Annotated in this window: 25 protein-coding genes and 1 pseudogene; 4 read left to right on the top strand and 22 right to left on the bottom strand. The window is 61.2% G+C overall.

What is annotated here, in order from left to right:
• Window positions 1–251: 251 nt before the first annotated feature.
• Window positions 252–1,682, top strand: a complete 1,431-nt coding sequence (locus EOW68_RS08370) for a DUF7289 family protein (RefSeq protein WP_128224709.1) — start codon at window positions 252–254, stop codon at window positions 1,680–1,682.
• A gap of 290 nt (window positions 1,683–1,972) precedes the next feature.
• Here the strand turns inward: EOW68_RS08370 and EOW68_RS08365 are convergent, their stop codons facing one another.
• The 8 genes from EOW68_RS08365 to EOW68_RS18620 all read right to left on the bottom strand — a co-directional run bounded on the left by EOW68_RS08365 (window position 1,973) and on the right by EOW68_RS18620 (window position 7,512).
• Window positions 1,973–2,722: a DUF7289 family protein gene (locus tag EOW68_RS08365; protein WP_128224708.1), complete on the bottom strand. Its 750-nt coding sequence runs from the start codon at window positions 2,720–2,722 to the stop codon at window positions 1,973–1,975.
• On the bottom strand, window positions 2,715–3,170 hold the full coding sequence (locus tag EOW68_RS08360) for a DUF7266 family protein (RefSeq protein WP_128224707.1): 456 nt from the start codon (window positions 3,168–3,170) through the stop codon (window positions 2,715–2,717). Before EOW68_RS08360 ends, EOW68_RS08365 begins: the two co-directional genes overlap by 8 nt.
• Window positions 3,167–4,120, bottom strand: coding sequence for a hypothetical protein (locus EOW68_RS08355; RefSeq protein ID WP_128224706.1), 954 nt, complete (start codon window positions 4,118–4,120; stop codon window positions 3,167–3,169). The genes EOW68_RS08360 and EOW68_RS08355 overlap by 4 nt, the downstream gene beginning before the upstream one ends.
• Window positions 4,108–4,755 carry a DUF7288 family protein gene (locus tag EOW68_RS08350; RefSeq protein WP_128224705.1) on the bottom strand — a complete coding sequence of 216 codons (648 nt, stop codon included), beginning with the start codon at window positions 4,753–4,755 and terminating at the stop codon, window positions 4,108–4,110. The genes EOW68_RS08355 and EOW68_RS08350 overlap by 13 nt, the downstream gene beginning before the upstream one ends.
• Window positions 4,755–5,297 (bottom strand): DUF7287 family protein, encoded by a 543-nt coding sequence (locus EOW68_RS08345; protein WP_128224704.1) that lies wholly within the window; start codon window positions 5,295–5,297, stop codon window positions 4,755–4,757. Before EOW68_RS08345 ends, EOW68_RS08350 begins: the two co-directional genes overlap by 1 nt.
• Before the next feature lie 160 nt (window positions 5,298–5,457).
• Window positions 5,458–6,012 carry a GNAT family N-acetyltransferase gene (locus EOW68_RS08340; RefSeq protein ID WP_128224703.1) on the bottom strand — a complete coding sequence of 185 codons (555 nt, stop codon included), beginning with the start codon at window positions 6,010–6,012 and terminating at the stop codon, window positions 5,458–5,460.
• A gap of 7 nt (window positions 6,013–6,019) precedes the next feature.
• Window positions 6,020–7,198 (bottom strand): bifunctional sugar-1-phosphate nucleotidylyltransferase/acetyltransferase, encoded by a 1,179-nt coding sequence (gene glmU, locus EOW68_RS08335; protein ID WP_128224702.1) that lies wholly within the window; start codon window positions 7,196–7,198, stop codon window positions 6,020–6,022.
• 143 nt (window positions 7,199–7,341) lie between these two features.
• Window positions 7,342–7,512, bottom strand: a complete 171-nt coding sequence (locus EOW68_RS18620) for a hypothetical protein (RefSeq protein ID WP_431358819.1) — start codon at window positions 7,510–7,512, stop codon at window positions 7,342–7,344.
• Between the two features lie 88 nt (window positions 7,513–7,600).
• Between EOW68_RS18620 and EOW68_RS18615 the strand changes: the two genes are divergently transcribed.
• A complete protein-coding gene (locus EOW68_RS18615) occupies window positions 7,601–7,759 on the top strand; it encodes a DUF7838 family putative zinc beta-ribbon protein (RefSeq protein ID WP_431358818.1) in 159 nt (52 codons plus the stop codon).
• Window positions 7,760–7,761: 2 nt separating this feature from the next.
• The gene (locus EOW68_RS08330; RefSeq protein WP_128224701.1) at window positions 7,762–8,130 is read left to right on the top strand and encodes a response regulator; all 369 of its coding nucleotides are present in this window, start codon (window positions 7,762–7,764) and stop codon (window positions 8,128–8,130) included.
• 19 nt (window positions 8,131–8,149) lie between these two features.
• On the opposite strand, the gene gcvPB is transcribed toward EOW68_RS08330, so the two are convergent.
• The 6 genes from gcvPB to EOW68_RS08310 form a co-directional block, all read right to left on the bottom strand.
• Window positions 8,150–9,604: an aminomethyl-transferring glycine dehydrogenase subunit GcvPB gene (gcvPB, locus tag EOW68_RS08325; protein WP_128224700.1), complete on the bottom strand. Its 1,455-nt coding sequence runs from the start codon at window positions 9,602–9,604 to the stop codon at window positions 8,150–8,152.
• The gene (gene gcvPA / locus EOW68_RS08320) at window positions 9,601–10,935 is read right to left on the bottom strand and encodes an aminomethyl-transferring glycine dehydrogenase subunit GcvPA (protein WP_128224699.1); all 1,335 of its coding nucleotides are present in this window, start codon (window positions 10,933–10,935) and stop codon (window positions 9,601–9,603) included. Before gcvPA ends, gcvPB begins: the two co-directional genes overlap by 4 nt.
• Before the next feature lie 38 nt (window positions 10,936–10,973).
• Window positions 10,974–11,363, bottom strand: coding sequence for a M23 family metallopeptidase (locus EOW68_RS08315; protein WP_128224698.1), 390 nt, complete (start codon window positions 11,361–11,363; stop codon window positions 10,974–10,976).
• Window positions 11,364–11,458: 95 nt separating this feature from the next.
• Window positions 11,459–11,608 carry a hypothetical protein gene (locus EOW68_RS18610; RefSeq protein ID WP_431358817.1) on the bottom strand — a complete coding sequence of 50 codons (150 nt, stop codon included), beginning with the start codon at window positions 11,606–11,608 and terminating at the stop codon, window positions 11,459–11,461.
• A 112-nt stretch (window positions 11,609–11,720) separates the two neighbouring features.
• Window positions 11,721–11,870, bottom strand: a complete 150-nt coding sequence (locus EOW68_RS19080) for a DUF7837 family putative zinc-binding protein (protein WP_436933458.1) — start codon at window positions 11,868–11,870, stop codon at window positions 11,721–11,723.
• Between the two features lie 187 nt (window positions 11,871–12,057).
• Window positions 12,058–12,888: a 2,3,4,5-tetrahydropyridine-2,6-dicarboxylate N-succinyltransferase gene (locus EOW68_RS08310; RefSeq protein ID WP_128224697.1), complete on the bottom strand. Its 831-nt coding sequence runs from the start codon at window positions 12,886–12,888 to the stop codon at window positions 12,058–12,060.
• A 96-nt stretch (window positions 12,889–12,984) separates the two neighbouring features.
• Between EOW68_RS08310 and EOW68_RS08305 the strand changes: the two genes are divergently transcribed.
• Window positions 12,985–13,863 (top strand): mechanosensitive ion channel family protein, encoded by an 879-nt coding sequence (locus EOW68_RS08305; RefSeq protein ID WP_128224696.1) that lies wholly within the window; start codon window positions 12,985–12,987, stop codon window positions 13,861–13,863.
• Here EOW68_RS08305 and EOW68_RS08300 read toward each other — a convergent pair.
• The 8 genes and pseudogenes from EOW68_RS08300 to EOW68_RS08265 all read right to left on the bottom strand — a co-directional run bounded on the left by EOW68_RS08300 (window position 13,860) and on the right by EOW68_RS08265 (window position 20,948).
• On the bottom strand, window positions 13,860–14,870 hold the full coding sequence (locus EOW68_RS08300) for a DUF5784 family protein (protein WP_128224695.1): 1,011 nt from the start codon (window positions 14,868–14,870) through the stop codon (window positions 13,860–13,862). The two genes, EOW68_RS08305 and EOW68_RS08300, sit on opposite strands and share 4 nt — an antisense overlap.
• Before the next feature lie 96 nt (window positions 14,871–14,966).
• Window positions 14,967–15,116, bottom strand: a pseudogene (locus EOW68_RS08295) (RNA-guided endonuclease TnpB family protein); the annotation flags it as partial.
• Window positions 15,117–15,307: 191 nt separating this feature from the next.
• Window positions 15,308–15,517, bottom strand: coding sequence for a hypothetical protein (locus EOW68_RS08290; protein WP_128224694.1), 210 nt, complete (start codon window positions 15,515–15,517; stop codon window positions 15,308–15,310).
• 67 nt (window positions 15,518–15,584) lie between these two features.
• Window positions 15,585–15,776, bottom strand: a complete 192-nt coding sequence (locus EOW68_RS08285; RefSeq protein WP_128224693.1) for a hypothetical protein — start codon at window positions 15,774–15,776, stop codon at window positions 15,585–15,587.
• Between the two features lie 129 nt (window positions 15,777–15,905).
• Complete coding sequence (locus tag EOW68_RS08280; protein ID WP_128224692.1) at window positions 15,906–17,822, bottom strand: cation:proton antiporter domain-containing protein; 1,917 nt, start codon at window positions 17,820–17,822, stop codon at window positions 15,906–15,908.
• A 125-nt stretch (window positions 17,823–17,947) separates the two neighbouring features.
• Entirely contained in the window at window positions 17,948–19,402 is a 1,455-nt protein-coding gene (locus EOW68_RS08275) for an NAD(P)(+) transhydrogenase (Re/Si-specific) subunit beta (RefSeq protein ID WP_128224691.1), read from the bottom strand.
• Between the two features lies 1 nt (window position 19,403).
• Window positions 19,404–19,685: an NAD(P) transhydrogenase subunit alpha part 2 gene (locus EOW68_RS08270; RefSeq protein ID WP_128224690.1), complete on the bottom strand. Its 282-nt coding sequence runs from the start codon at window positions 19,683–19,685 to the stop codon at window positions 19,404–19,406.
• 33 nt (window positions 19,686–19,718) lie between these two features.
• The gene (locus tag EOW68_RS08265; RefSeq protein WP_128224689.1) at window positions 19,719–20,948 is read right to left on the bottom strand and encodes a Re/Si-specific NAD(P)(+) transhydrogenase subunit alpha; all 1,230 of its coding nucleotides are present in this window, start codon (window positions 20,946–20,948) and stop codon (window positions 19,719–19,721) included.
• Window positions 20,949–21,139: the final 191 nt, after the last annotated feature.

The following is a 21,139-nucleotide window of genomic DNA, read 5'->3' as shown; positions in this document are numbered from 1 at the left end:
ATGTCAGATTTGCGGTCGTGCGTTCCCATCCATGCGGAGCAGTTCGCCACTGTTAACCGTTACTGTTCGCTGTCAGCGATACAGTATCAAGACTGAATTTCGCATCGACAGTCGAGTCTTTATTCGATCCGGGTTCTACATCGGTTCAGGACTATGTTCGATAGTTCTTCGGTCCCACCGTACGTATATTGATAATTGGCCATAGCGCTTATACGAGGAGCAATGTTAGCTGTATGAAATGAGGGACCCCTATGGCGAGCAGTAAGCGGTCAGTCAGTTGTGACGAGGGGAGACGGGGTCAAAGCGAGACGGTCGGTTTCGTGTTGCTGTTCGGGATGGTGCTCGTGACCGCGGGCATCCTCGTGTCCTTTGGAGCGGCCGCAGTGAGTGAGTCCGAAGAGAGCCTCTCCGCGGACCGGGCCGAGAAGGTGATGACACAGATGGATTCGGAGATCTCGATGGTCGCACTCGGACGAACGGACAGCCAGGAGATCGACTTCGACCGCGTCCCGGAAGAGCAGTTCACGATCGACGAAGAATCGGGTGTCATCAACATTTCGACAGTCGGAAAGACGCCCGAAGTGATAATGCACGACACCAATCTCGGTGCTGTCAAGTTCGAACGCGGGAACTCGGTCGTCGCCTATCAGGGTGGCGGCGTCTGGCGGTCGGACGGTGAGGGTAGTGGGATGATCTCCCCACCGGAGTTCAACTACCGTGATCAGACGCTGACGCTCCCGCTGGTGACTGTGACTGGTGAGCACTCACTGGGCGGTGGTGCGGTCGTGAAAAAAGCCGGGCCGAGTACGAGCTACTTCCCGAACACGGCCAGAAGTTCGAATTTCAGTAATCCACTCGAAGACGAAATCGTGCGGGTCAAGATCCAGAGCGAATTCCACGACGGGTGGACCAGGTACTTCGAGACACGGACCGAGGGAGCTGTCGAGCACTTCCCGTCGAATCAGACCGTCGCGGTCAATCTGACTGCTGCGGCAGTCCAGGGGTTCAACAACGCAGCCGCGACGACGACCAGCTCTGACCCAACCACCAAAGAAAACGGTGAGATCGTCGGACCGACGCGAACAAACATCAAGGCACCTTCGGTCAGTCCCGACGTCGACGACAAGATATCCGAATGTTCGAGTGGTTGTACAGACCCGGACAGTTTCTCAGGTGGAACCTACTCCGCTTCGACCTACTACTCCGACGACGACCTCGATATCGGGAACAACGATCCGGTGTTCGATACGTCCGACAATGATATCGAGGTCGTCGTCGACGGGACATTCGATATCGGTGGCAACTCGGAGATGGAGATCACCGGTGACGGGCAGGTTCGGTTCTACGTCAAGGGTGACGTCGATATGCAGGGAACACCCGACACTGGCGGTGATCCGGAGAAACTGGTCGTATTGGTTCACTCCACCGCAGACGAGGTTACATTCGGTGGTAACCAGCAGTTCAACGGCTACATTTACGCCCCGAACAGTGGTTTCGAGATAGATGGTGGCGGTGGACAGGACAAGAACCTCTACGGCGGCGTCGTCGCAGATACGATCGCGGCCGGGAACGGTGCGATCGTCCACAAGAAGCCGGGATTCCAGCTGGAGGTCGGGGAGGGAGTGAACGCCCTGACTTTCCTACACATCAGTACGAACCCGGTGACCATCTCGGGGAACTGATACTGAGGGCTATAAATTCGTGAAGATATTCGACCCCCGTGGGGTCGAAATTCTTTATTTTCTTATAGCCACCAGTATGAGCCAAGAGCATTTTTGACGGACAGAGGGTGCAGTAACTGTTAGCGCCAGCAAAGTACACCCAAGAGCGCTGGAAGCTATTGTAGCACTATCTGAGTCCCCCGGAACCGGTAGTGAGAGAGGAGTTCGAAGTAGCGAAGAAATCCAGCGACAGTCCTCACAGAATAGTCAGTATCCGAGCACAGTGTGTCAAACGGCCACCGGACGGGGGATCAGATCTCGAGGAGAATCCTGATCTCCTGATTCGTCACGAACATCTGGGTACTACCTGCGGTCGGGCTCCAGCCACAGTCAAGATCAGGCCCCGTCGTACAGGACATCCCGAGTTCCTCCTCGAAGTAGCGTTGCCAGACTGCCTGCCGTGGTGAGTCCGAGACGGTGATATTCAGCTGTGTGCGCTGGTCGACGATATCGACCGACCGGCTCGTCGACTCCGCCCGGACGAGAACCGTCCCGCCGCCTGTCGACTGCAGGGAGTTGCTGTAGGTTTCGATCAGCGGCAGGAACACACGATCGTCGCTGACTTTGAACGGCGGGTCGCGGAGCATCACGTCGCTGTCGGGCTGGTCACGGATGACGGCACCGGCCTCGTAGACGAACTGGGTACTACCTAGCCCGCGGAAGATAATGGGGTTGACCTCCATCTCCGTCGAATTGGCATCGGAGCCGGTACCGACGGTGACGTTGAACGTGACAGGGTCACCGGTTTCGACGGCGCCGTCGTCGGCACTCAGCTCGGTCGCGCGGCTGGGTGCCCCGCGGTCGTACACCTCGATGAGATTGGTATTCAGCACGTCGAAGGCGCGTTCTGCATTCTGTAACTGTTCACTCTCCCGTGCGTCGTCGAACGCCGGAATCCCAGCGACGGAGACCAGCCCGACCGTCGTGAAGATGAGCGAAAAGATGAGGATGTAGCCGACAACCTCGCTGACCGCTCGGGAATCCGAGCCAACCTTACGCATCGTCAATCACCACCGCGTCCTGTGACGCGTCGTACTCGATGACGACTGATCCGCCGGATGCACGCGATTGAGCCATTGCAGTCGTATTCGTCAGGTAAACCCTTGTAGCGATCTCGGCGTCCGACGTTTCCAGTCGAATATAGGGATCGGGCTGTTCGACGAGTGTCACACGGTACGGCGTCCCCGCCACGTCGGCAGGAAACGGCTGAGTGATGCTGATCGTCCTGTCGGTCAGGCTCCCCTCTGCGCTCTGGTTGAGTCGGTCGGCTGCATTGAGATGGGAGGTCAACTGCTCGCCGACGACGTCGAGTTCAGACTTGATGACGCGTTCGCGCTGGTCCTCGACGAAACTCCCACCGGAGATGAGCAGCCCCGACACCAGCACCGCCGTAATTGCGAGCGTCAGCGTGTATCCAAGCGTCGTCGAGAGTGCACGCGTCTCGCTCATGGTGACTCACCCGGTGCGACGGTAATATCTGTCTCGTAGAGTACACGCGGCGTTTCGTACTCCAGCTCGAACCGCGCGCTGTACATCGCTGGCCGAACGTACGGACCGGTACCCGGCCCGTCGACCGCGGAATAGTTACGATTCGTCTGGATAGTGCCTGCATCGTCGAGATTGCTGCCCGCGACCACGAGGCTGTAATTGCCCTGGATCGCGTCACCATCTTCGAATTCGATTCGATACTCGTCATCCAGTGCGTCCGCCAGCCGCATCGATTCACCGTCTCCGGTATCGACGAGTGCGGGACAGGGCTCCCCGTTGACTGTCGCACCGGTAATATCGAGCGAGTCGAGGCTGGAATAGTCGCACGTTTCGCTCGTTCCGGCAGGATTCGTTACGTTGAGATCGTCGTCGGTAACGGTGATGCTCCACTCGTCGGTACCATCGTCCGCGATCACTTCGAACGAGCCGGAGATCGACGAGACGTTCATCGTGAACGCGCGGGTGGTCTCGACGTCCGTGACGAGTGTCCAGTCTTCGTTGGTGTCGTTGTCTTCGAACGTACTCCCGTCGGTCTGATAGATCCGAGCACCCTCTCTATCTCCAACCTTCTCGAGCGAGAGCCCTGCCCCGTCTTCTGCCTGCTGAATACTGGTGTAGAGGCTGGCATCCGCAGTTCCGTCCGAGACGTTTCGCTCGATATAGTCGTACTGGCTGTTGTTGTGTTCGTTCGCGAACTCGACGATCTCACCCATATACTGTGTAACGCTGTGGCGGTATTCGAGTGCCTCCGTGGATTCGACGTTCTCGTTTCGCGTTGCGAGATTCTCCGTAAAGATCGCGGAGTTGACGATCACCGCGAGCCCGAGGAAAATCGCAGCCAGTGCCAGCGCCGTCACCAGAATGAGCTGGCCACGGCTCCGGGACCGGGAACGGTGGCCTAGATCCGCCATGCGATCACCTCTACCTGGACGACGTTGTACAGTCCGTTCCCGTCGCCGGCACCACTGGCGTCTGTGTGTGCATTTCTGATGTAGAAATTGTCGGCCTCACGGACGGTCGTCTCGTTGAGCGAGCCGTCCTCGTCGACGAGATGGTCGTCGTTGCGGAGCACAATTGTCCGCGTCGCCGAGACGGCGTTGTCGCTGGGTGTCCCCTGTGAGATCATCAGTCGTTCGTTGATTTCGGTACGCGTCGAGACGTTTGTCGTCTGGTAGTAGACGCGCACGTTGTACGCGATACCTTCCTCGGTGAACGCCCGGGAGAGCATATTCCCGAACCTGTTGTCCGGAGGATCGTTGGTGTAAAATCGCTGAACTGGGGTATTGTGGAAGGTCCCCGCCGTCTCGTTCCAGTAGAGAACTGCTTCCTGCAGGGCACCGTTGTCAGCTGCGTTGGCGAGAACGCCCTGTGCGACGGATCGTTGCTGGCTCTCGATGTGCTGGCTGGACGTACTGGCCGAAAGCGGCGTCACGATCGTAACCTGCAGCGCGAATGCGATGGCAGTCAACAGGATGACGGCCCCGACGACAGATTCCAGCGTGTGGGCCTGGCCCCGTTCCGTCTGCTCGTCTGGCGGTCGGCGCATCAGGAAACCACCACCCTGACGACGACATCCTGTTCGTGAAGTGTGACGACCCGCGTCGCCGTCGTGGTCGAACGCTCTGTTTCGACCTCGTCCCCGATCGCGAGCGTGGTGTTGCCGCTCCGTGTCTCGGTCAGCGTGCGAGTATTGGTATCCCAGTATAGCTGATCCAGGACCTGTCCATTCTCCGACGTGTTCCCCAGAATTGTGATATTCACTGTGGCCGTCGGCGGCAATCCGGTCTGGTTGGTCAGCGTCTCGTTCTCGTACCGACAGTCGTCACCGAACGGATCGTCGGGGTACTCGTCGGCGCTACGGTCGAAGAAGGCGACCGTACACCCCCGATCGAGCTTGTACGGTTGTTCCGGGCTGCCGAGTGCATCCTGTACGAGATAATCAGCCGTCCGGTCGACGGTGACTGCGTCCGACTGCCCCGTCACGGTAAACGGTGTCAGGATGCCAGGTGCGAACGAAAATATCGTGATGATGACCGCCAGAAAAATGCTGATTCCGATCGCAAAATCGAGCGTTGTCTGCCCTCTCATACCGATCCCTCGAATCCAGTCGTATAGATCATTTGTAATGCTTGATAACAGAACTGGTCTTTCACCAGGTGTTGAACTCGGAAAAAAAGATGTATTGGACTCATTTATCCGTTGTGGCCGTAAGATCAGTATCAATAAAGATACGCAAAGGACGAAAATATCAATCCTGGTTTCGCAGGCGTTTTTCGAAGTGGACGAGTTCGTACTCGCCGAAAGTCGACCGGTCGACTGCCCGGTAGCCAGCAGCCGCATAGAACTCCTGGGCGCGTTTCTGTCTGCGCGCGGTCGTCGCCAGTGCAACCTTGAACCCGGCGGCCGCTGCCCGTCGTTCGAGTGCCCCGAGAAGCTGTCGACCGTATCCACGGCCCTGAAAATCGGGGGCGACACGCATCCGATGGAGTTCCGCCGCGCCAGCGACGGTTCGCTCGTCGTCGTGTCCTGCCTCGCTCGGGAGGAATCCACCCATCGCGACAAGCGTCCCGTCGAAGGTTTCGGGTGGCGATGCTGTCCCGGCCTCCAGTGCCAGTTCGTCCTCACAGACACCGACGAGGAAATCGCCACCGCCGTCGAGGTAGGTCGATCCGATCGTCCGGAGATCATCGGTCCCCGGGATATCGGACGGGTCGGTACCGACCGCACGCATCGCTCGTTCGTGCAGTTGCCAGACTGCGTCGCAATCCCGTGGATCGTACTGACGCAGGCGGAGGGCAGCCATCGGGTGGCTACCGGTCTGTGGTCACGGACTCGCCGGCCTCGGTCTGTGCGCCGGTCGAGAGGACGACGCCCGGGTTCAGACTCGTGTTGATCCCGGTCTTGACGTCGTCGCCGAGGACGACGCCGAACTTCCGGCGCCCTGTCGAGACACGATCGCCTTTGACCGTGATCCGGACGTCCTCGTGGTCGTGACGGAGGTTCGCGACCTTCGTCCCGGCACCGAGGTTGACGTTCTGTCCGAGGACGCTGTCGCCGATATACGAGAGATGGGGGATCGTCGCCCCAGTCATGACGACGCTGTTTTTGATCTCGACGTTGTGGCCGATTTTCGCGTTTTCGTCGACCAGCGTTCGCCCGCGGACGTAGGCGTTCGGTCCGACAGTGGCACCAGATCGCACGAGGGCTGGTCCCTCGATGACCGTTCCTGGTTCGACGGTCGCGCCATCCTCGACGACGACGTTCCCCCGGATGATCGCATCATCTGCGACCTCACCGTCGAGCAGTCGGTCGAGACCGTCGAGCAGCCACTCGTTGGCTTCGAGCAGTTCCCAGGGACGGCCGACGTCGAGCCAGCGGTCGAGTTCGATCGGTGTGACGTCGTACTCCGCGATTGTCCGGTCGAGGACGTCCGTCAGTTCGTACTCGCCGCGTTCGGACTCGCCGACATCCAGCCACTCACGGGCCTCGGCGGGGAACTGGTAGGCCCCGGCGTTGGCCAGCGAGGAGGGCGGGTCGTCCGGCTTCTCGACGATGTCGGTGACGAGCCCGTCGGCCGTCGAGAGTACGCCGTAGGATGTGGGATCGTCGACTTCCATCGCGGCGATCGACGGGCCGCTCTCGAAGAGTTCGAGCACGCTGTCGTCGTAGAGGACGTCGCCGTTGAGCACAGTAAATGGGCCGTCGAGATACTCGCGTGCGGCCCGGACGGCGTCGGCGGTCCCGCGCTGTTCGGTCTGTGTCGCGAAGGTTACTGGGACACCGCGGTACTCGTCGTCGAAATACGACCGGATCTCGTCGGCCTCGTAGCCGACGACGACGATCAGTTCCTCGGAGTTGCCCTCGACTGCCCTGTCGGCAGCGTGAGCGACGAGCGGTTTGCCGGCGACCGGCAGCATCGGTTTCGGGAGCGAGTCAGTCAGGGGTCGCATCCGCGTCCCCTGTCCGGCCGCGAGAATGACAGTCTGCATACTACGAGTCATACCGTCGGTTGTAAATCGTTACTGGTAGAATAACAGTCATACTGTCGGCTGTAAGAACGTGAGCACTGTCGCCACCCCGGGGTGGCGAATATCTTCACGAATGTACAGCCGACAGTATCAGTTCGGACAGTTTAGCGCCGTTTCGAGCCGCGACGAGCGGAGACAGGCGCGCGGTCCTCGAACGATTTGCCACAGCTCGGACAGCAGCCCTCCTCGAAAAACACCGTCGGACCCTCGCGCGTCTCCGGGTTCCAGCGAACGCGGTAACCACAGCGGTCACACCGTGTCGTTTGTCGAGTCATACCGAACGTTCGTGATCCAGGATAGTAACTGTGCGGCCACATTGCAGGAACCGAACTCACTATATCCGAGAAGACACAAACAGGGAGTATGGAACTGCATCAGGACTGTCCGGAGTGTGACTCCGAGGAGTTCTATCGCGCAGCAAGCACAATGGTTCACCTGGGGGAGAAAGTGAAGTGGCGCTGTGTCGACTGTGGCTACGGGTTCGTCAGAATCGACGGTGCTGTCGATACGAGCACAGCCTGACGATGGACGAGGAGATAACGGTCCTCGTCGTCGACGAGGAGACCGACATGCTGGATCTCACCGAGACGTTTCTCGAACGGGAGAGCGAGCAGATCTCCGTCACGACCGAGCAAGACCCCGTGAGGGCAATCGAGCAGGCGGGCTCGTTCGACTGTATCGTAAGCGATCTGCGAATGCCGAAGATCAACGGCATCGAACTCGCCGAACAGATCCACGACGAAACGCCCGACCGGCCAGTCTTTCTCTTTACTGCGGCGGACGGAAACGATATCCAGTCCGACGGGGCGGATCTGGCTGGTGTCGTCCGGAAGGGGACTGGCACCGAACACTACACCGAACTCGCCGAACAGATCGTAGCGATCGTCGAGTGACGCTGGCTGATTTTGCGGCCTACTCGTTGTCGAGTGCCTGCCAGGAGAGTCGCGGATTCCGGGCAGCGCTGACCTGGTCGATTCGGCGGGCACTCGTCCGTTCTGGCGCGGTTTCGAGTGTCTCGTCGTCCTCGTCGGCGACCGCGTTGAACGCCGCGGCGAGCTGATCGAGCGTCCGTTTGTTCTCGATTTCGGTCGGTTCGGTCATCAGCGCCTCCGGGACGATCTCGGGCCACTTCGTCGTCGGCGGGTGGACACCGTAGTCGAGCATCCGCTTGGCCACGTCGGCAGCATCTTGCTCGCCCGCGCTGGCGACGAACTCGTGGTGGAACGGTCCGAACGGCACCTCGTACGCTGTCTGCTCGGCGAGGTAGTTCGCGTTCAGGACTGCCTTCGCGCTCGCGTCGGCCAGTCCCTCGTCACCGAGGCGGGCGATGTAGGCACAGGCTTTGATCAGGACGAGCCAGTTGCCCTGGAAGCCGTGGACTTTCCCGATCGTCTGTGCTGGTTCGAACAGTTCGTAGCCACCACCGGTCTCCCGAACGCGGGGTGCCGGGAGGAACTCGTCGAGTTCCTCGACGACACCGACTGGTCCTGCACCGGGACCGCCGCCGCCGTGGGGCGTCGCGAACGTCTTGTGGACGTTGTAGTGCATGATGTCGAAACCCATATCGCCCGGCCGGGCCTGGCCGAGCAGCGCGTTCAGGTTCGCGCCGTCGTAGTAGAGCAGTCCGCCGGCGTCGTGGACCAGTTCGGAGATGGCCTCGATCTCACGTTCGAACAGCCCCAGCGTGTTGGGGTTCGTCAGCATGAGCAGGGCGGTGTCGTCGCCAATGGCCGCTGCGAGTGCATCCAGATCGACGCGGCCGTCCTCGCCGCTGGGGAGTTCGACGACATCGAAGCCAGCGAGTGCCGCACTCGCGAAGTTGGTTCCGTGGGCACTGTCGGGGACGATGATCTCCGAGCGATCCGCACCGTTGTGTTCGTGGTAGGCTTTCGCAATCAGGACGCCGGTGTACTCGCCGGCCGCCCCCGCCGGCGGCTGGAGTGTCACTGCATCCATCCCGCCGATTTTCCCGAGATACTCCGACAGCGTCGCGTACAGTCCCAGTGTCCCCTGGATCGTCTCGTCGGGTCGATCCGGGTGGACTGCTGCCTCGGGTCGCGCTGCGAGGTCCTCGGTGAACTTGGGGTTGTACTTCATCGTACACGACCCGAGTGGGAAGGGTCCGCTCTCGACGCCGTAGTTCATCTGTGAGAGACGCGTGTAGTGACGCGCGAGTTCTGGCTCCGAGAGGTCGGGCAGTTCCAGCGAATCCCGTGTCAGATCGTCCGGAAGTGGCGTCTCGACGTCGACCTCGCGGCTGTTCTTCTCCGAGAGCAGTGGTTCGTACTGGTCGTCCTCGCTCCAGCGGGCCTGGTCGTACTGGAGCGTATCCCCCGGTTTGTCGTCCGGTTGCTGCTCGTCACTCATCGTGCCACCTCTTCCATTGCAGCGACGAGATCGGCCTTCACGTGCGCGTTCGTATCAGTGACACACACCCCGAGCAGGTGGTCGTCGACGGCGTGGACGGCGAAGCCACGATCGAGGAGGTCGTCCACGATCGCTGGCGCTGGCTGGTCGGTCCGGGCGAGAAACTCCCGGAAGTGGTGGCGGTCGTGGACCGGTGCTTTGATGCCCGAGATATCGTCGATCTGGGCAGCGAGTGAGTCTGCGTTCGTGATACAGTCCCGTGCGAGTTCGACGAGCCCCTCGGGACCGAGCGAGGCGGCGTGGATCGCGGTCCGGAGCGCCACCCAGGCCTGGTTCGTGCAGATGTTGCTCGTGGCCCGCTCCCGGCGGATGTGCTGTTCCCGGGTCTGGAGGGTGAGTGTAAATGCTCTCCGACCGGAGCCATCTTCGCCCACACCGACGAGTCGACCGGGGACCTGCCGGAGATACGCCTCGCGAGTAGCGAACATCCCGAGTCCCATCCCGTAAGCTGTTCCTAACCCCAGCGACGCGGCGTCACCGATCACCGTATCGACCCCGACGTCGGCCGGGACTTCGAGCACCGACAGCGCGACGGGATCGGAGCCCAGACAGAACATGGCGTCGTTCGCTTCGGCGATCGTCCCGATCTCGGCCAGTGACTCCTCGATGACACCCCTGACTGTCGGACTCTCCGCGTAGACGAGCACCGTCTCCTCGTCGGCCAACTCTGCGAGCGCGTCGGTATCGACAGCGCCGTCCTCCATCGGATAGGATTCGACTGTGAGATCTGCCCCGTCGGCGTAATTGTCGAGCACTCCTCGTTTCCCGGCCTGGAGGTGGTCGGGAACGAGTACCGTCGAACCACTCGTCTCGCGGACACGGGTCGCGAGCGTCGCCGTCTCGCCGAGCGCGGTCGCGGCGTCGTACAGCGAGCAGTTCGCGACGCCGAGTCCGGTCAGTTCGACGAGCATCGACTGAAACTCGAAGAGAGCCTGCAGGAATCCCTGTGCGACCTCGGGCTGGTACTGCGTGTACGAGGAGAGAAACTCCTGGCGGTCGGCGAGATGATCCACGAGCGAGGGGACGTAGTGGTCGTACTGGCCGCGGCCGAGAAACTCCGTGAGAGCGTCGTTGTCACCGAGCAGTCCGCCGATCTCCGCACGAACAGCCTGTTCGCTGCGGGCGTCGATGCCAAAGTCGCCGTCGAACCGGACAGAATCCGGAATATCGAACAGGTCGGCTTCCGCCTCTGCGCCGACAGCGTCGAGCATCGCTGCCGTCTCGGCGGGCGTGTGTGGTGCGTACGGACTCCCGGTGTCGTGTCCACCCATGGAGCCAAATTGGGCTCTATGTACGGAACAGTTTCGGTTCAGCCGGGGGTCCGGGTCGAGTCACCAGCGTCGTAGACGTCGTGGTCGGCCCGCCGGTCGTCGGGTCGGACGACAGCCGTGTCGGCGAACCGGGGGACCAGCCCGGCCGCAAACCAGAAGCTCGGTCGGTCCTGGAGCTGGAAATGGAGGTGTGGTTCGGTGGAGTTGCCGGAGTTGCCACAGCGACCGACGACCTCACCGCGCTGGACCTCCTGGCCGGGTTCGACCGTCACACTGTTCTCCTGGAGATGTGCGAGCAGGCTGTACTCGCCGGTCTCGTGTTCGATGACGACGTAGTTGCCGGCGATCTTCCAGGTCCGGTACTCCAGCCAGCCGGATCCGACGGTGACTGTGGTGTCGACCGATCCCGAGCGAATCGAACTCGACATCGAATCGACTCGCGGAACCGCGACGATCACCGTGACTGGCGATCTCGACGTGCTGTCGGTCAGCGTCGAAGCCTGACACGGCGTCTCCCTGGGTACTACGGTGAGCGACGGCTTCCGACCGTGGCCAGAGAGCCCGACCGGACCTCGTAGACGACGAGCAGGGCGATCGAGAGGGCGATAATCGGCCAGATGCTGACCGCCTCCCAGCGGGAAGCGGTCCCGGAGACACCGGATCCAGAGATCAACAGGACGACCGGGATGGCACGACAGACTGTCCACCCCTCCGGAAATTATACCCCACGGCGGAGTTCGAACTGCCGGCTCGGAAGGCGTCTGTGCGGTAGATTCAGTCCCAGGCTACTGCGGTCGCACAGGCTGGTCGCACTGGGAACATTCGGCGAATGCTCGCGTCTCGTCGTCGACTTCGTACTCGATGAGCACAGCGCCAGCGCTCAGCCGTGATCCACAGAACGGACAGGTTCCGAGGTGCGATGCTGATTCTGACATGGGCATCGAAAGGAGGAGTGTGTGGAGCGTGTGACAGTCTCGTAGCCCCCCCTCATTGGATGGATGTATTCACTAGTACTTTGTTATATATTTCATATGTCCTTTTGTTAGATATTAATATGATCCTAAAATAGGTGACTCAGAAGTGGGTGGCAGGGCTTTCGATGCCGGACGGACGGGTCTCGGCTTACTCCCGGAGCGCGTCCTCGCGTTCGGTTCCTTCGAGGGTTTCTTCTTCGATGTGGGTCGCGACGACTGCTGGCTTGTACGCGCCACCGTCGAAGAGGTCGTGGTCGCCGACCGAGGATTCGACGTAGCGGATGAATGCGCGCCGTTCGGGCGGGAGATGGCCGTAGATGATCTCCTCGTCGACGAGGTCGTAGACAGGGATTCGCGGGGTCAGCAGCGTGTTCTCGCCGACGACGCTTCCCTCCCCGACGACGAAACCGGAGGTGACCCGACAGCCAGCGCCCAGCGAGACGTCGTCCTCGACGACGACCGGCGCGCCCTCGACGGGTTCGAGCACGCCGCCGATCAGCGTGTTTGCGCCGAGTTTCACGTTGTCGCCGATCTGCGCACAGGAGCCGACAGTGTCACAGGAGTCGACGAGCGTGCCGTCGCCGACGCGTGCGCCGATGTTGACGAAGGACGGACTCATCATGATGACGTCCTCACCGATGGATGCGCCCCGGCGGACGACCGTGCCGTTCGGTGTGTTACGCGAGCCACGGTCGCCGTACTCGTCGGTGTCTGCGAGCGGGAGCACGTCGTTGTAGCTCACGTCGCCGTACTCGTACTCCGAGATGTTCCTGATGCCGAAGTTGAGGAGGACACCCTGTTTGACCCAGCCGTTTGCCTGCCACTCGCCGTCACGTTTCTCGGCAGCCCGGATCTCGCCGTCTTCGAGTGCGTCCAGGAAGTCCGAGAGTACCGTCAGATCTTCGATGCTCGTCTCGCCGCCGATCTCGTCGTTCTGGTACTGGTCCCACAGATTCTCTATCTCCGATTTGAGACTCATATCTACCCACTGGGAGGGTGCTCACTTGTCGATTTTTATTACGAGACGGGGCTCGTTGCTCGAAGATTTGTAAACGAGTGCTTCGTTGACAACAGTATGAGCGGACTCCCTGCCGAAGTCGTACTGCAATCCACCGACGAACTCGGTCCGTTGTTCCCGGATCTGGCGGCCCGGCTGTGGCGAGGCGCACTGTTTTTCGGTAGTTTCCTGATCGTCCTGCTCGTCGGCTGGTATCTGTTCGAACCCGCACTCTCGCGGCTGGTCGAAAAGCGAAACCCGGACAACCCGACAGTACAGGAGGCGATCACCCGGTACACCCGACTGGTGGTCACCCTCCTCGCACTGTTTGCCGGCTTCGGAGTGGCCGGGTTCACACGCGTCGTCGGTGGCTCCGCACTCGTCGTGGCCGCCGGGACCCTCGCACTCGGTGTCGCCGGACAGAGCGTGATCGGTTCGCTCGTCAGCGGGCTGGCACTCGTCGCCGACCCGCAGTTCAACGTCGGCGATTATATCTGCTGGGACGGTGGCGAGGGCGAGGTCACGTCTATCACACTCCGGGTGACCCGAGTCCGAACGGTCGACGGTGGCCTCGTCACGATTCCGAACACCACGTTGACCAGCGAGGTGATCACGCGCCCGTTCGAGGAAGGACCCAGTCGCGTGACCGAACAGATCGCTATCGCGTACGAGGAAGACGTCGACGGGGCGATCCGGTATCTCGCCGAGGCCGCACGGGAAACCGAGGGGATACTCGACGACCCAGGGCCGAACACGGGGATCGAAGAACTCGGATCCGGCGCGGTCACACTGTACGCGGAGTACTGGATAGCGAGGCCACGAGACAGGATGCGACCGGTCCGAGCGGCGTATGCGAGACGGGCGAAAGAGCTGCTCGAAAACGGCGGCGTCGAGTTGAGCCCGGCCTCGGAGCACGACCTCGAAGGACGGCTGCAGGTCGAGAATATCACCCCCTAGCTGTCGAGAAAGGCAACGCCACCGGCGAGATCCAGCGGAACCGTTCCCTCCCGGTATCCCTCGGCTTTGCCCGTCGGCCGAACGCGGTAGATAACGGCCGGGCGGTGGCCGACTGCGGGCTGGCTGTCGGCAACTGCCTGCCACTGTGTGTCGTCGAAACTCGAACAGTCGACGAAGAGGACGGCACCGCCGCCGTGTTCGGAGAGTTGCCCCCGCGTTTTCGTCGAGGCGGTATCCCGGACCGCAGCGACGGGGCCACCTGCTGCGCGCTCTCGGGGGTTCACTGGCCGGGTTACCTCCACGAGGGCCTGGCCGTCGGGGTTGCTGGCCCGGTAATCCAGTGAGTGGCCCGTCGTCACCTCGATCTCGGGCGTAATCTCGTAGCCCGCATCGGTGAGGATCTTCGCAGCGAGGAACTCAGCCATCGCGGCGTTCATGCGGGCGTGGTCGACGTCGGTACTCGTCCCGAGTTTGCCGGCCATGAGATACCGGTACTCGTCCATGATACCGGTCGCGAGGAGGTCCTCGACGAACTGCGTGGCCTGCTGCCAGTCCGTGTTCGGAAAGCCTGCCGCGTGCTCCCGGAAGAAGGTTCGTGTCGACTCTCGCCCGTCTTTGGACATGAAGACGGGGAGGAAAAACCACGAGAGATAGGGATAGGCTTCGAGCCACGGATCTTCCCCGTGCAGCGTCGCGAGCAGTTCGCGCTGTGCCCACCGTGCGACCGGGTAGGGGACGTCGTCCCAGTCGTGTTTGTTCGTCCGCCAGAGTGCCTCCGGCGTCTCCGTGTTGCCCATCCAGTAACTCCCCTCGTCGCCACTGGCAAAGAGGGCGAGGTCACCGTTTGTCATCTCGAATCGATACGTCTCCCACGAACCACTGATACCGAATCGCGGAGCGACCGATCTGGCACCGATGTTATCACGAAGCGGCTGGAGGAGCTGTTGTCGTACTCGCTGCTCATCCCAGGATTCGGGTGAGAAACGAAAGCGAAGCGGCTGCGCCACATATCACTGTAGACGACCCGCTCGAATACGTGTTGCCATCGAAAGCGCCGTTTGCCGCTACTCGTTTGCCCCGCCGGACGCTCCGCCACCCAGATGACCCTGGAACCCGTCTTCATCGTTATAGCGCATGAGGCGCTGGTAGTTAATCTCGTTCCAGAGAGCGGCGGAAGCGTCCAACAGGTCCCGTAGCACGTGCTCATCGTCGTCGGTGAGCGGTCGCACAGCGAACGTGTTGGCACGCTTCATCTGCCGTCTGAGTCAACGAGTCGGTGAAATATGAAGGTCAGCCATCCACGGTAAAAGTGAAACTTGACTCGGCAGGGTGGAGACTCAAGACAAGCAGTAACACGGCAGTTTCTCATCAGAGTTGACGCGATTCACGCCCGTCCTCAGAAATCTTTGATTTCTGATGTGCGAACGAGACGCGAAGCGTCTCGTCAACGCCGTGAACGGCGGGATTCTCTCGCTGAATCAAGATAGTACAGTCCGCTGAAATAGAGAAACGCGAACACGAACGCGAACATCACGATTTCGAGCGGTTCGACCATCGACCCACGGAGCACGGAGACGACCATCCAGAGGACGACAGCAAGCAGAGTCACGACGCTGGCAGTCAGGATGGCCCCAGTGTCCGGAACTCGACTCACAGTTTCGGTCTTTACCGCCGTCGACTATAGCTTTCGGGATACGTCCCAGTCTACTGAGAGGTACAGGCTACGAGTCCTGATAGAACTCGTAGGCATCGTAGCCGAGCGCGGTGAAGAGGAGAACTGCAGCCGCGGCACTGAGATACGGCGAGACGACGACGATGTTCGCGGTCACGAGTCCGAGCGCGAGCAGAAAGGTCCAGTGGTCCAGCTGTCGAAGGTGTGCGGTGAACTGCTCGTCGTGTTCCGACCGGCTCATACACGCCACATCGATCCGGAGCAGCAAATTCGCTCCGTTTTGTCCGGACTCATACTGGTGGCTATACGAAACTGAAGAATTTCGACCTCCGTGGGGTCGAATATCTTGACGAATGTATAGCCACCAGTATCAATCGTGGGGGTGGAGCTGTTTGATCGCGTCTTTGACCGCCTGTGTCTGGCCGAGGACAGTCAGGTGGTCGCCGTACTCGACCTGGAGATCCGGATCGGGGACGGTGTTTTCTTTATCCCGGGTAACGAGTGCGATCATACAGCCACTCGGGAGCTGGTCGTTGAGTTCGTTGATCGTCTTGTCGACAAGGCTCTCGTCGGTCACTTCGATCTCCTGGACGTCACCGGTCCTGCCCAGTTCCGTCATCCACCGGGAGAGCCCAGGTCGTTCGATGAGGTTGTCGATGGCCCAGGCCGTCGAGTCGGTCTCCGAGATCGTCTCGATGCCGAGTTCCTCGAACGCCTCCCTGTTTTCGGGCTCGTTGACGCGCGTGATGATTTTTGCAACGTCGAATTTCGACTTCGCAAGCTGGGCGACGAGCAAGTTCGTATCGTCGTCACCGGTGGCGGCGACGATCGTCTTCGCGTTCTCCGCGCCAGCCTGTAGCAACACCTCCGTATCAGTTCCGTCGCCCACCCGCACCGTGAATCCGCTACTCCTGAGTTCGTTGGCCACCTGTTCGTCTTCTTCGATGATGACGACGTTTTCCCCGCGTTCTTCGAGGCGTTCGGCAAGTTCGTTGCCGACACGTCCGCCGCCGATTATGAGTACACGCATTGGAATCACTCGTAACTTCTCCGCGATCTGTCTGGCAAATCCGCCTTCGAAAACGACCGTCAGCAAGATAACGAGAAAGACTGTTCCAGCGAGGATCTCGCCACCGACCACATTGACTGGTGGCGTATTCTCGTTTTGAAGCTGGATCGCGAACAGTGTCGCCACGGCTGCCGGAATGATCCCCCGTGGGCCGACGAAGCTCATGAACAGTTTTTCACCCCGCGTGAACCGCCCGCCTCTCGCCGAGATGAAAACCAGTGCTGGCCGCAAGACCAGCGCGACAACCGCGACGACGAGGAGCCCGGGGATACCGAGATCGATCAGCGTGTCGAACTCGATCAACGCCGCGAGTGCAATAAAGACGAAAGAGAGGACGATGATCGTCACGTCGCCTTTGAACTCCTCGATTTTGTCCTCGTACGGGAGGTTTGCGTTTCCGAGCACGAGCCCGGCCGTCGCAACCGCGGCGACGCCGGACTCGGTTCTGATCGTGTCTGCGAGCGCGAAGGCCAGAATTGCCCCGGCGAGTGTCATGAGCCGGACGTTCTGTGGCGTCCAGCCGGTCGGGAGATCGAGCCTGACCAGCAGGAACCACAGGACACTAGCCGTGATGAGGCCGATGAAGACACCGACGCTCATCCGGATGACGAACTCGACCAGATAATCCGTCGGATTTACCTCCTGCGCGGCAAGCAACTTGAAAATCACGGCAGCGAGAATCGCCGCGCTCACGTCGTTGACGATCCCCTCGGTTTCGAGTGCGGCGGCAACCCTGTCACGAACCGGGACGACCGCGAGAATCGGCGTGATAACCGTCGGCCCAGTCGCCACCAGCAACGACCCGACGAGTGCTGCGATCCCCCACTCGACGCCGAGCAGATACCGGACCGCGATCGTCGTCCCGAGAAAGGAGATCAACGCGCCGATAGTGATCAATCGGATCGCGGCCGACGGGGCCTCCTCCAGTTTCTGGATCTTGAGATGGAAGGCACCCTCGAAGACGATGATCGCGACGCTGAGCCCGACAATCGTCGTCAGGGGCCCAGCACCGAACGTCTCGATCGTGACGATCGACAACCCCTTCGGACCCACGGCCACGCCCGCGAGGATCAAAAAGAGGACACTCGGAACACGGAACTTGTCGGCGAGGACCTGTGCGGTCACGCCGAGTCCGAGGATCATCGCGACGATGATCAGGGTATTTGATCCCGCTGCTCCCGCTAGCGGAGGCAGGGTTCCGAGGGGATACTGCGTCATAACTCCGGGTAAAGCCACATCGGGAGTTGGACCGTCCAGCTATAAAAAGGCGTATACTCGCCGCTCCAGTGATTTCGGTAACCAGCAGTGTCCGCACCCGAACGGGGCGACGGACGACACCGCCCCTACGACGTCGCCTCCTTGTACTCGTTGACGAGTTCCTGCATCGATTCTTTGGCGTCGCCGAACAGCATACTCGTGTTGTCACGGGCAAACAGTGGGTTGGCGATCCCGGAGAAACCCGGACTGAGACTGCGCTTGTTGACGACGACGTGGCGGGCTTCGGTGACGTTCAGAATCGGCATCCCGGCGATCGGGCTGCTGTCGTCCTCGTTCGCCCGCGGATTGACGACGTCGTTGGCCCCGCTCACGATCACGAGATCGGTCTGGGAAAAGGTCGGGTTGACCTCCTCCAGTTCACGCATCTTCTCGTAGGGAACGTCTGCCTCAGCAAGCAGCGCGTTCATGTGGCCGGGCATCCGGCCGGCGACGGGGTGGATACCGAACTCGACGTCGACGTCGTTCTCGTCGAGCAGTTCGACGAGTTCGGCGACGGCGTGTTGGGCCTGCGCGACGGCCATCCCGTACCCCGGCACGATGACGACGCGGTTCGCCGTTTCCAGCAGCATGACGACCTCCTCGGCGGAGGTTTCGCTGATGTTGCCCTCGTAAATTGCATCCATCTCTTCGTCACTTTCACCGCCGCCACCGGTACCGAGGCCGCCGAAGAAGACGTTCGCGAGCGAGCGGTTCATCGACTCGGTCATGATGACCGTCAGGATCATCCCCGACGCGCCGACGAGCGTCCCGGCGATGATCAGCACTGTGTTGTCGAGGACGAACCCGGTCGTCGCGGCCGCAAGCCCCGAGTAGGAGTTCAGCAGGGCGATAACGACCGGCATATCCGCGCCGCCGATAGGGAGAACGAGCGCGACGCCGAGTAACAATGCAGCCCCGACGAGCAGCCAGTAGACCGGTATCCAGTCGGTCTGTAACGACTCGCCGAACAGACCTGGCTGTGCGACGAGATAGAGGCCAGCCAGGAGACTGATCGCGAGGAACACGGCCTTGATTACGTGACCGACGTTCGGGCTGACTGGTGAATCACCGACGAGTCCGTGGAGTTTCCCGGCGGCGACGAAGCTACCCGAGAAGGTGACCGAGCCGATGATACCCGCGACCGCCGCACTCGTCGTCAGCTCCAGAGACAGCGAGCCACTGGCAGAGAAAACGTCGATCAGTTCGGCGCCGGCGACGACCGCCGACGCCCCACCACCGAAGCCGTTGAACAGGCCGACGAGCTGGGGCATCTCGGTCGTTTCGACAGTGATTGCCAGATAGCCACCGATCGCCCCGCCGACGAGCAGTCCCGCGGCGAGGATCACCGGCGAGAGGATCTCGAACCAGAGGACTGTGACGACGACAGCGAGGAACATCCCGCCCGAGGAGATGAGATTCCCGCGGGTCGCCGTCCGGGGGTGGGTCATATCCCGGAGCCCCTGGATGAAGAGGATGCCGGCGATCAGATAGACGATCTGGAGTGTCTGTTCCGGCAGGAGTTCGGCGAGTATCCCGGCCATCTTATCGACCCCGCTGGCTGAACTGCGAGAGCATGAAGTGGCTCACGAGGTAGCCGCCGATGACGTTGATCGTCGCCATCACGACGGCGACGAACCCGAGCGCCGTCGCCAGCGTCGTCGATCCCGAGCCGGCGACCACGACCGAGCCGAGCAACGTGATACCCGAGATGGCGTTGGCGCCGGACATCAGCGGCGTGTGCAGATTCGTCGGAATCTTCGTGATGATCTCGTAGCCGACAAACGCCGACAGCACGAACAGCGTCAGGTTCTCGACGAACGTCATCGAACCACCCCCACCGGACGACTCGACAGGAGATCAGGCCGCATCGGTCTCACCCCCAGTCTCGTCGGCCGCGTCTGCATCCGTCTCGTCGGCTGCATCTGCGTCTGTCTCGTCGGCCGCTTCCTCGGTACCGTCGTCGCGATGTGGATTCCGGATCTGTCCGTCATGTGTGAGTAGTGTCGATTCGATAATTTCGTCCTCGAAGTCGATATCGAGATCGCCGTCAGTGAGCAGATTGTTCAGGAAGCTGTTGACGTTGTTGGCGAACTGCTGGCTCGCCGTCTTACTGACTCGCGAGGGGAGATCAGTCGGACCGTGGATCGTGACACCGTCGTGGTGGACCGTCTCACCTGCCTCCGTCGGTTCGCAGTTCCCGCCGGTCGGGGCCGCGAGATCGACGATGATCGAGCCGGCATCCATCGCCTCTATCATCTCCGTCGAGACGAGTTCGGGTGCCGGTGCGCCGGGAATGGCGGCCGTCGTGATCACGACGTCTGACTCGGGGACGACCTCCCGCATCTGCTCGCGCTGGGCCGCGTAGAACTCCTCGTCCATCTCCCGTGCGTACCCCTCCTCGTCGCCGGAGCCCTCGGTTTCGAGATCCAGTTCGACGAACTTCGCGCCGAGGCTCTCGACTTCCTGTTTGACCTCCAGCCGGATATCGTAGCCCCGAACCCTCGCACCGAGACGTTTGGCCGTCGCGATGGCTTTGAGGCCGGCGACGCCAGCGCCGATGACGAACACCTCCGCGGGCCGGATCGTCCCGGCGGCGGTCATCTCCATCGGGAACATCTTCGGAAGTCCGTCGGCCGCCAGCAGAGCAGCCTTGTAGCCGCCCAGGCTGGCCTGCGACGAGAGTGCGTCCATACTCTGGGCCCGGCTGATCCGGGGAATCAGCTCCATCGAGAACGCACTCACGTTCCGCTCGGCCAGCGCTTCGAGTTGCTCGTCCGTGATATCGTACGGGCCGAGCAGCCCAACGACAACCTGCCCGTCCTGGTAGGGATCCATCTCGATATCGGGCGCGGCCCCCAGCGCCTGGACCTGCAAGATAACAGATGCCGTCTCGAACAGTTCCTCACGGTCCGAGAGGACTGTACAGCCGACATCCTCGTAGGCCTCGTCAGCCCAGCCCGCGGGCTCGCCGGCACCGGCGGAGATATACAGTTCGTGGCCGTTGTCGACGAGTTTTTTTGCAACGGCCGGAACGAGGGCGACGCGCTTCTCGCCGGGCGCCCGTTCCGCAGGGACGCCGACGTTCACGATGCCGCCCTCCGCCTGTCCCGAGGTGAATCGACACTCTCTCTGTGATCGGTGTGTGGGATACGCTGTCTCATACCGTGTGACGTGAGATGAAGTGCCAATATTACTTTTCTTACGGTTTTGTAACCGACCGGAACCGCTGATTCAGAAACGATGGGGCTGAAACGAAGTATATGTAGCCAACAATGAGT

It is taken from the genome of Halovenus amylolytica, from assembly GCA_004015825.1.
GTDB classification, from domain to species: Archaea; Halobacteriota; Halobacteria; order Halobacteriales; family Haloarculaceae; genus Halovenus; species Halovenus amylolytica.
Note: the sequence above shows the minus strand (reverse complement) of the source record. Positions and strands in the feature narration are given on the sequence as shown.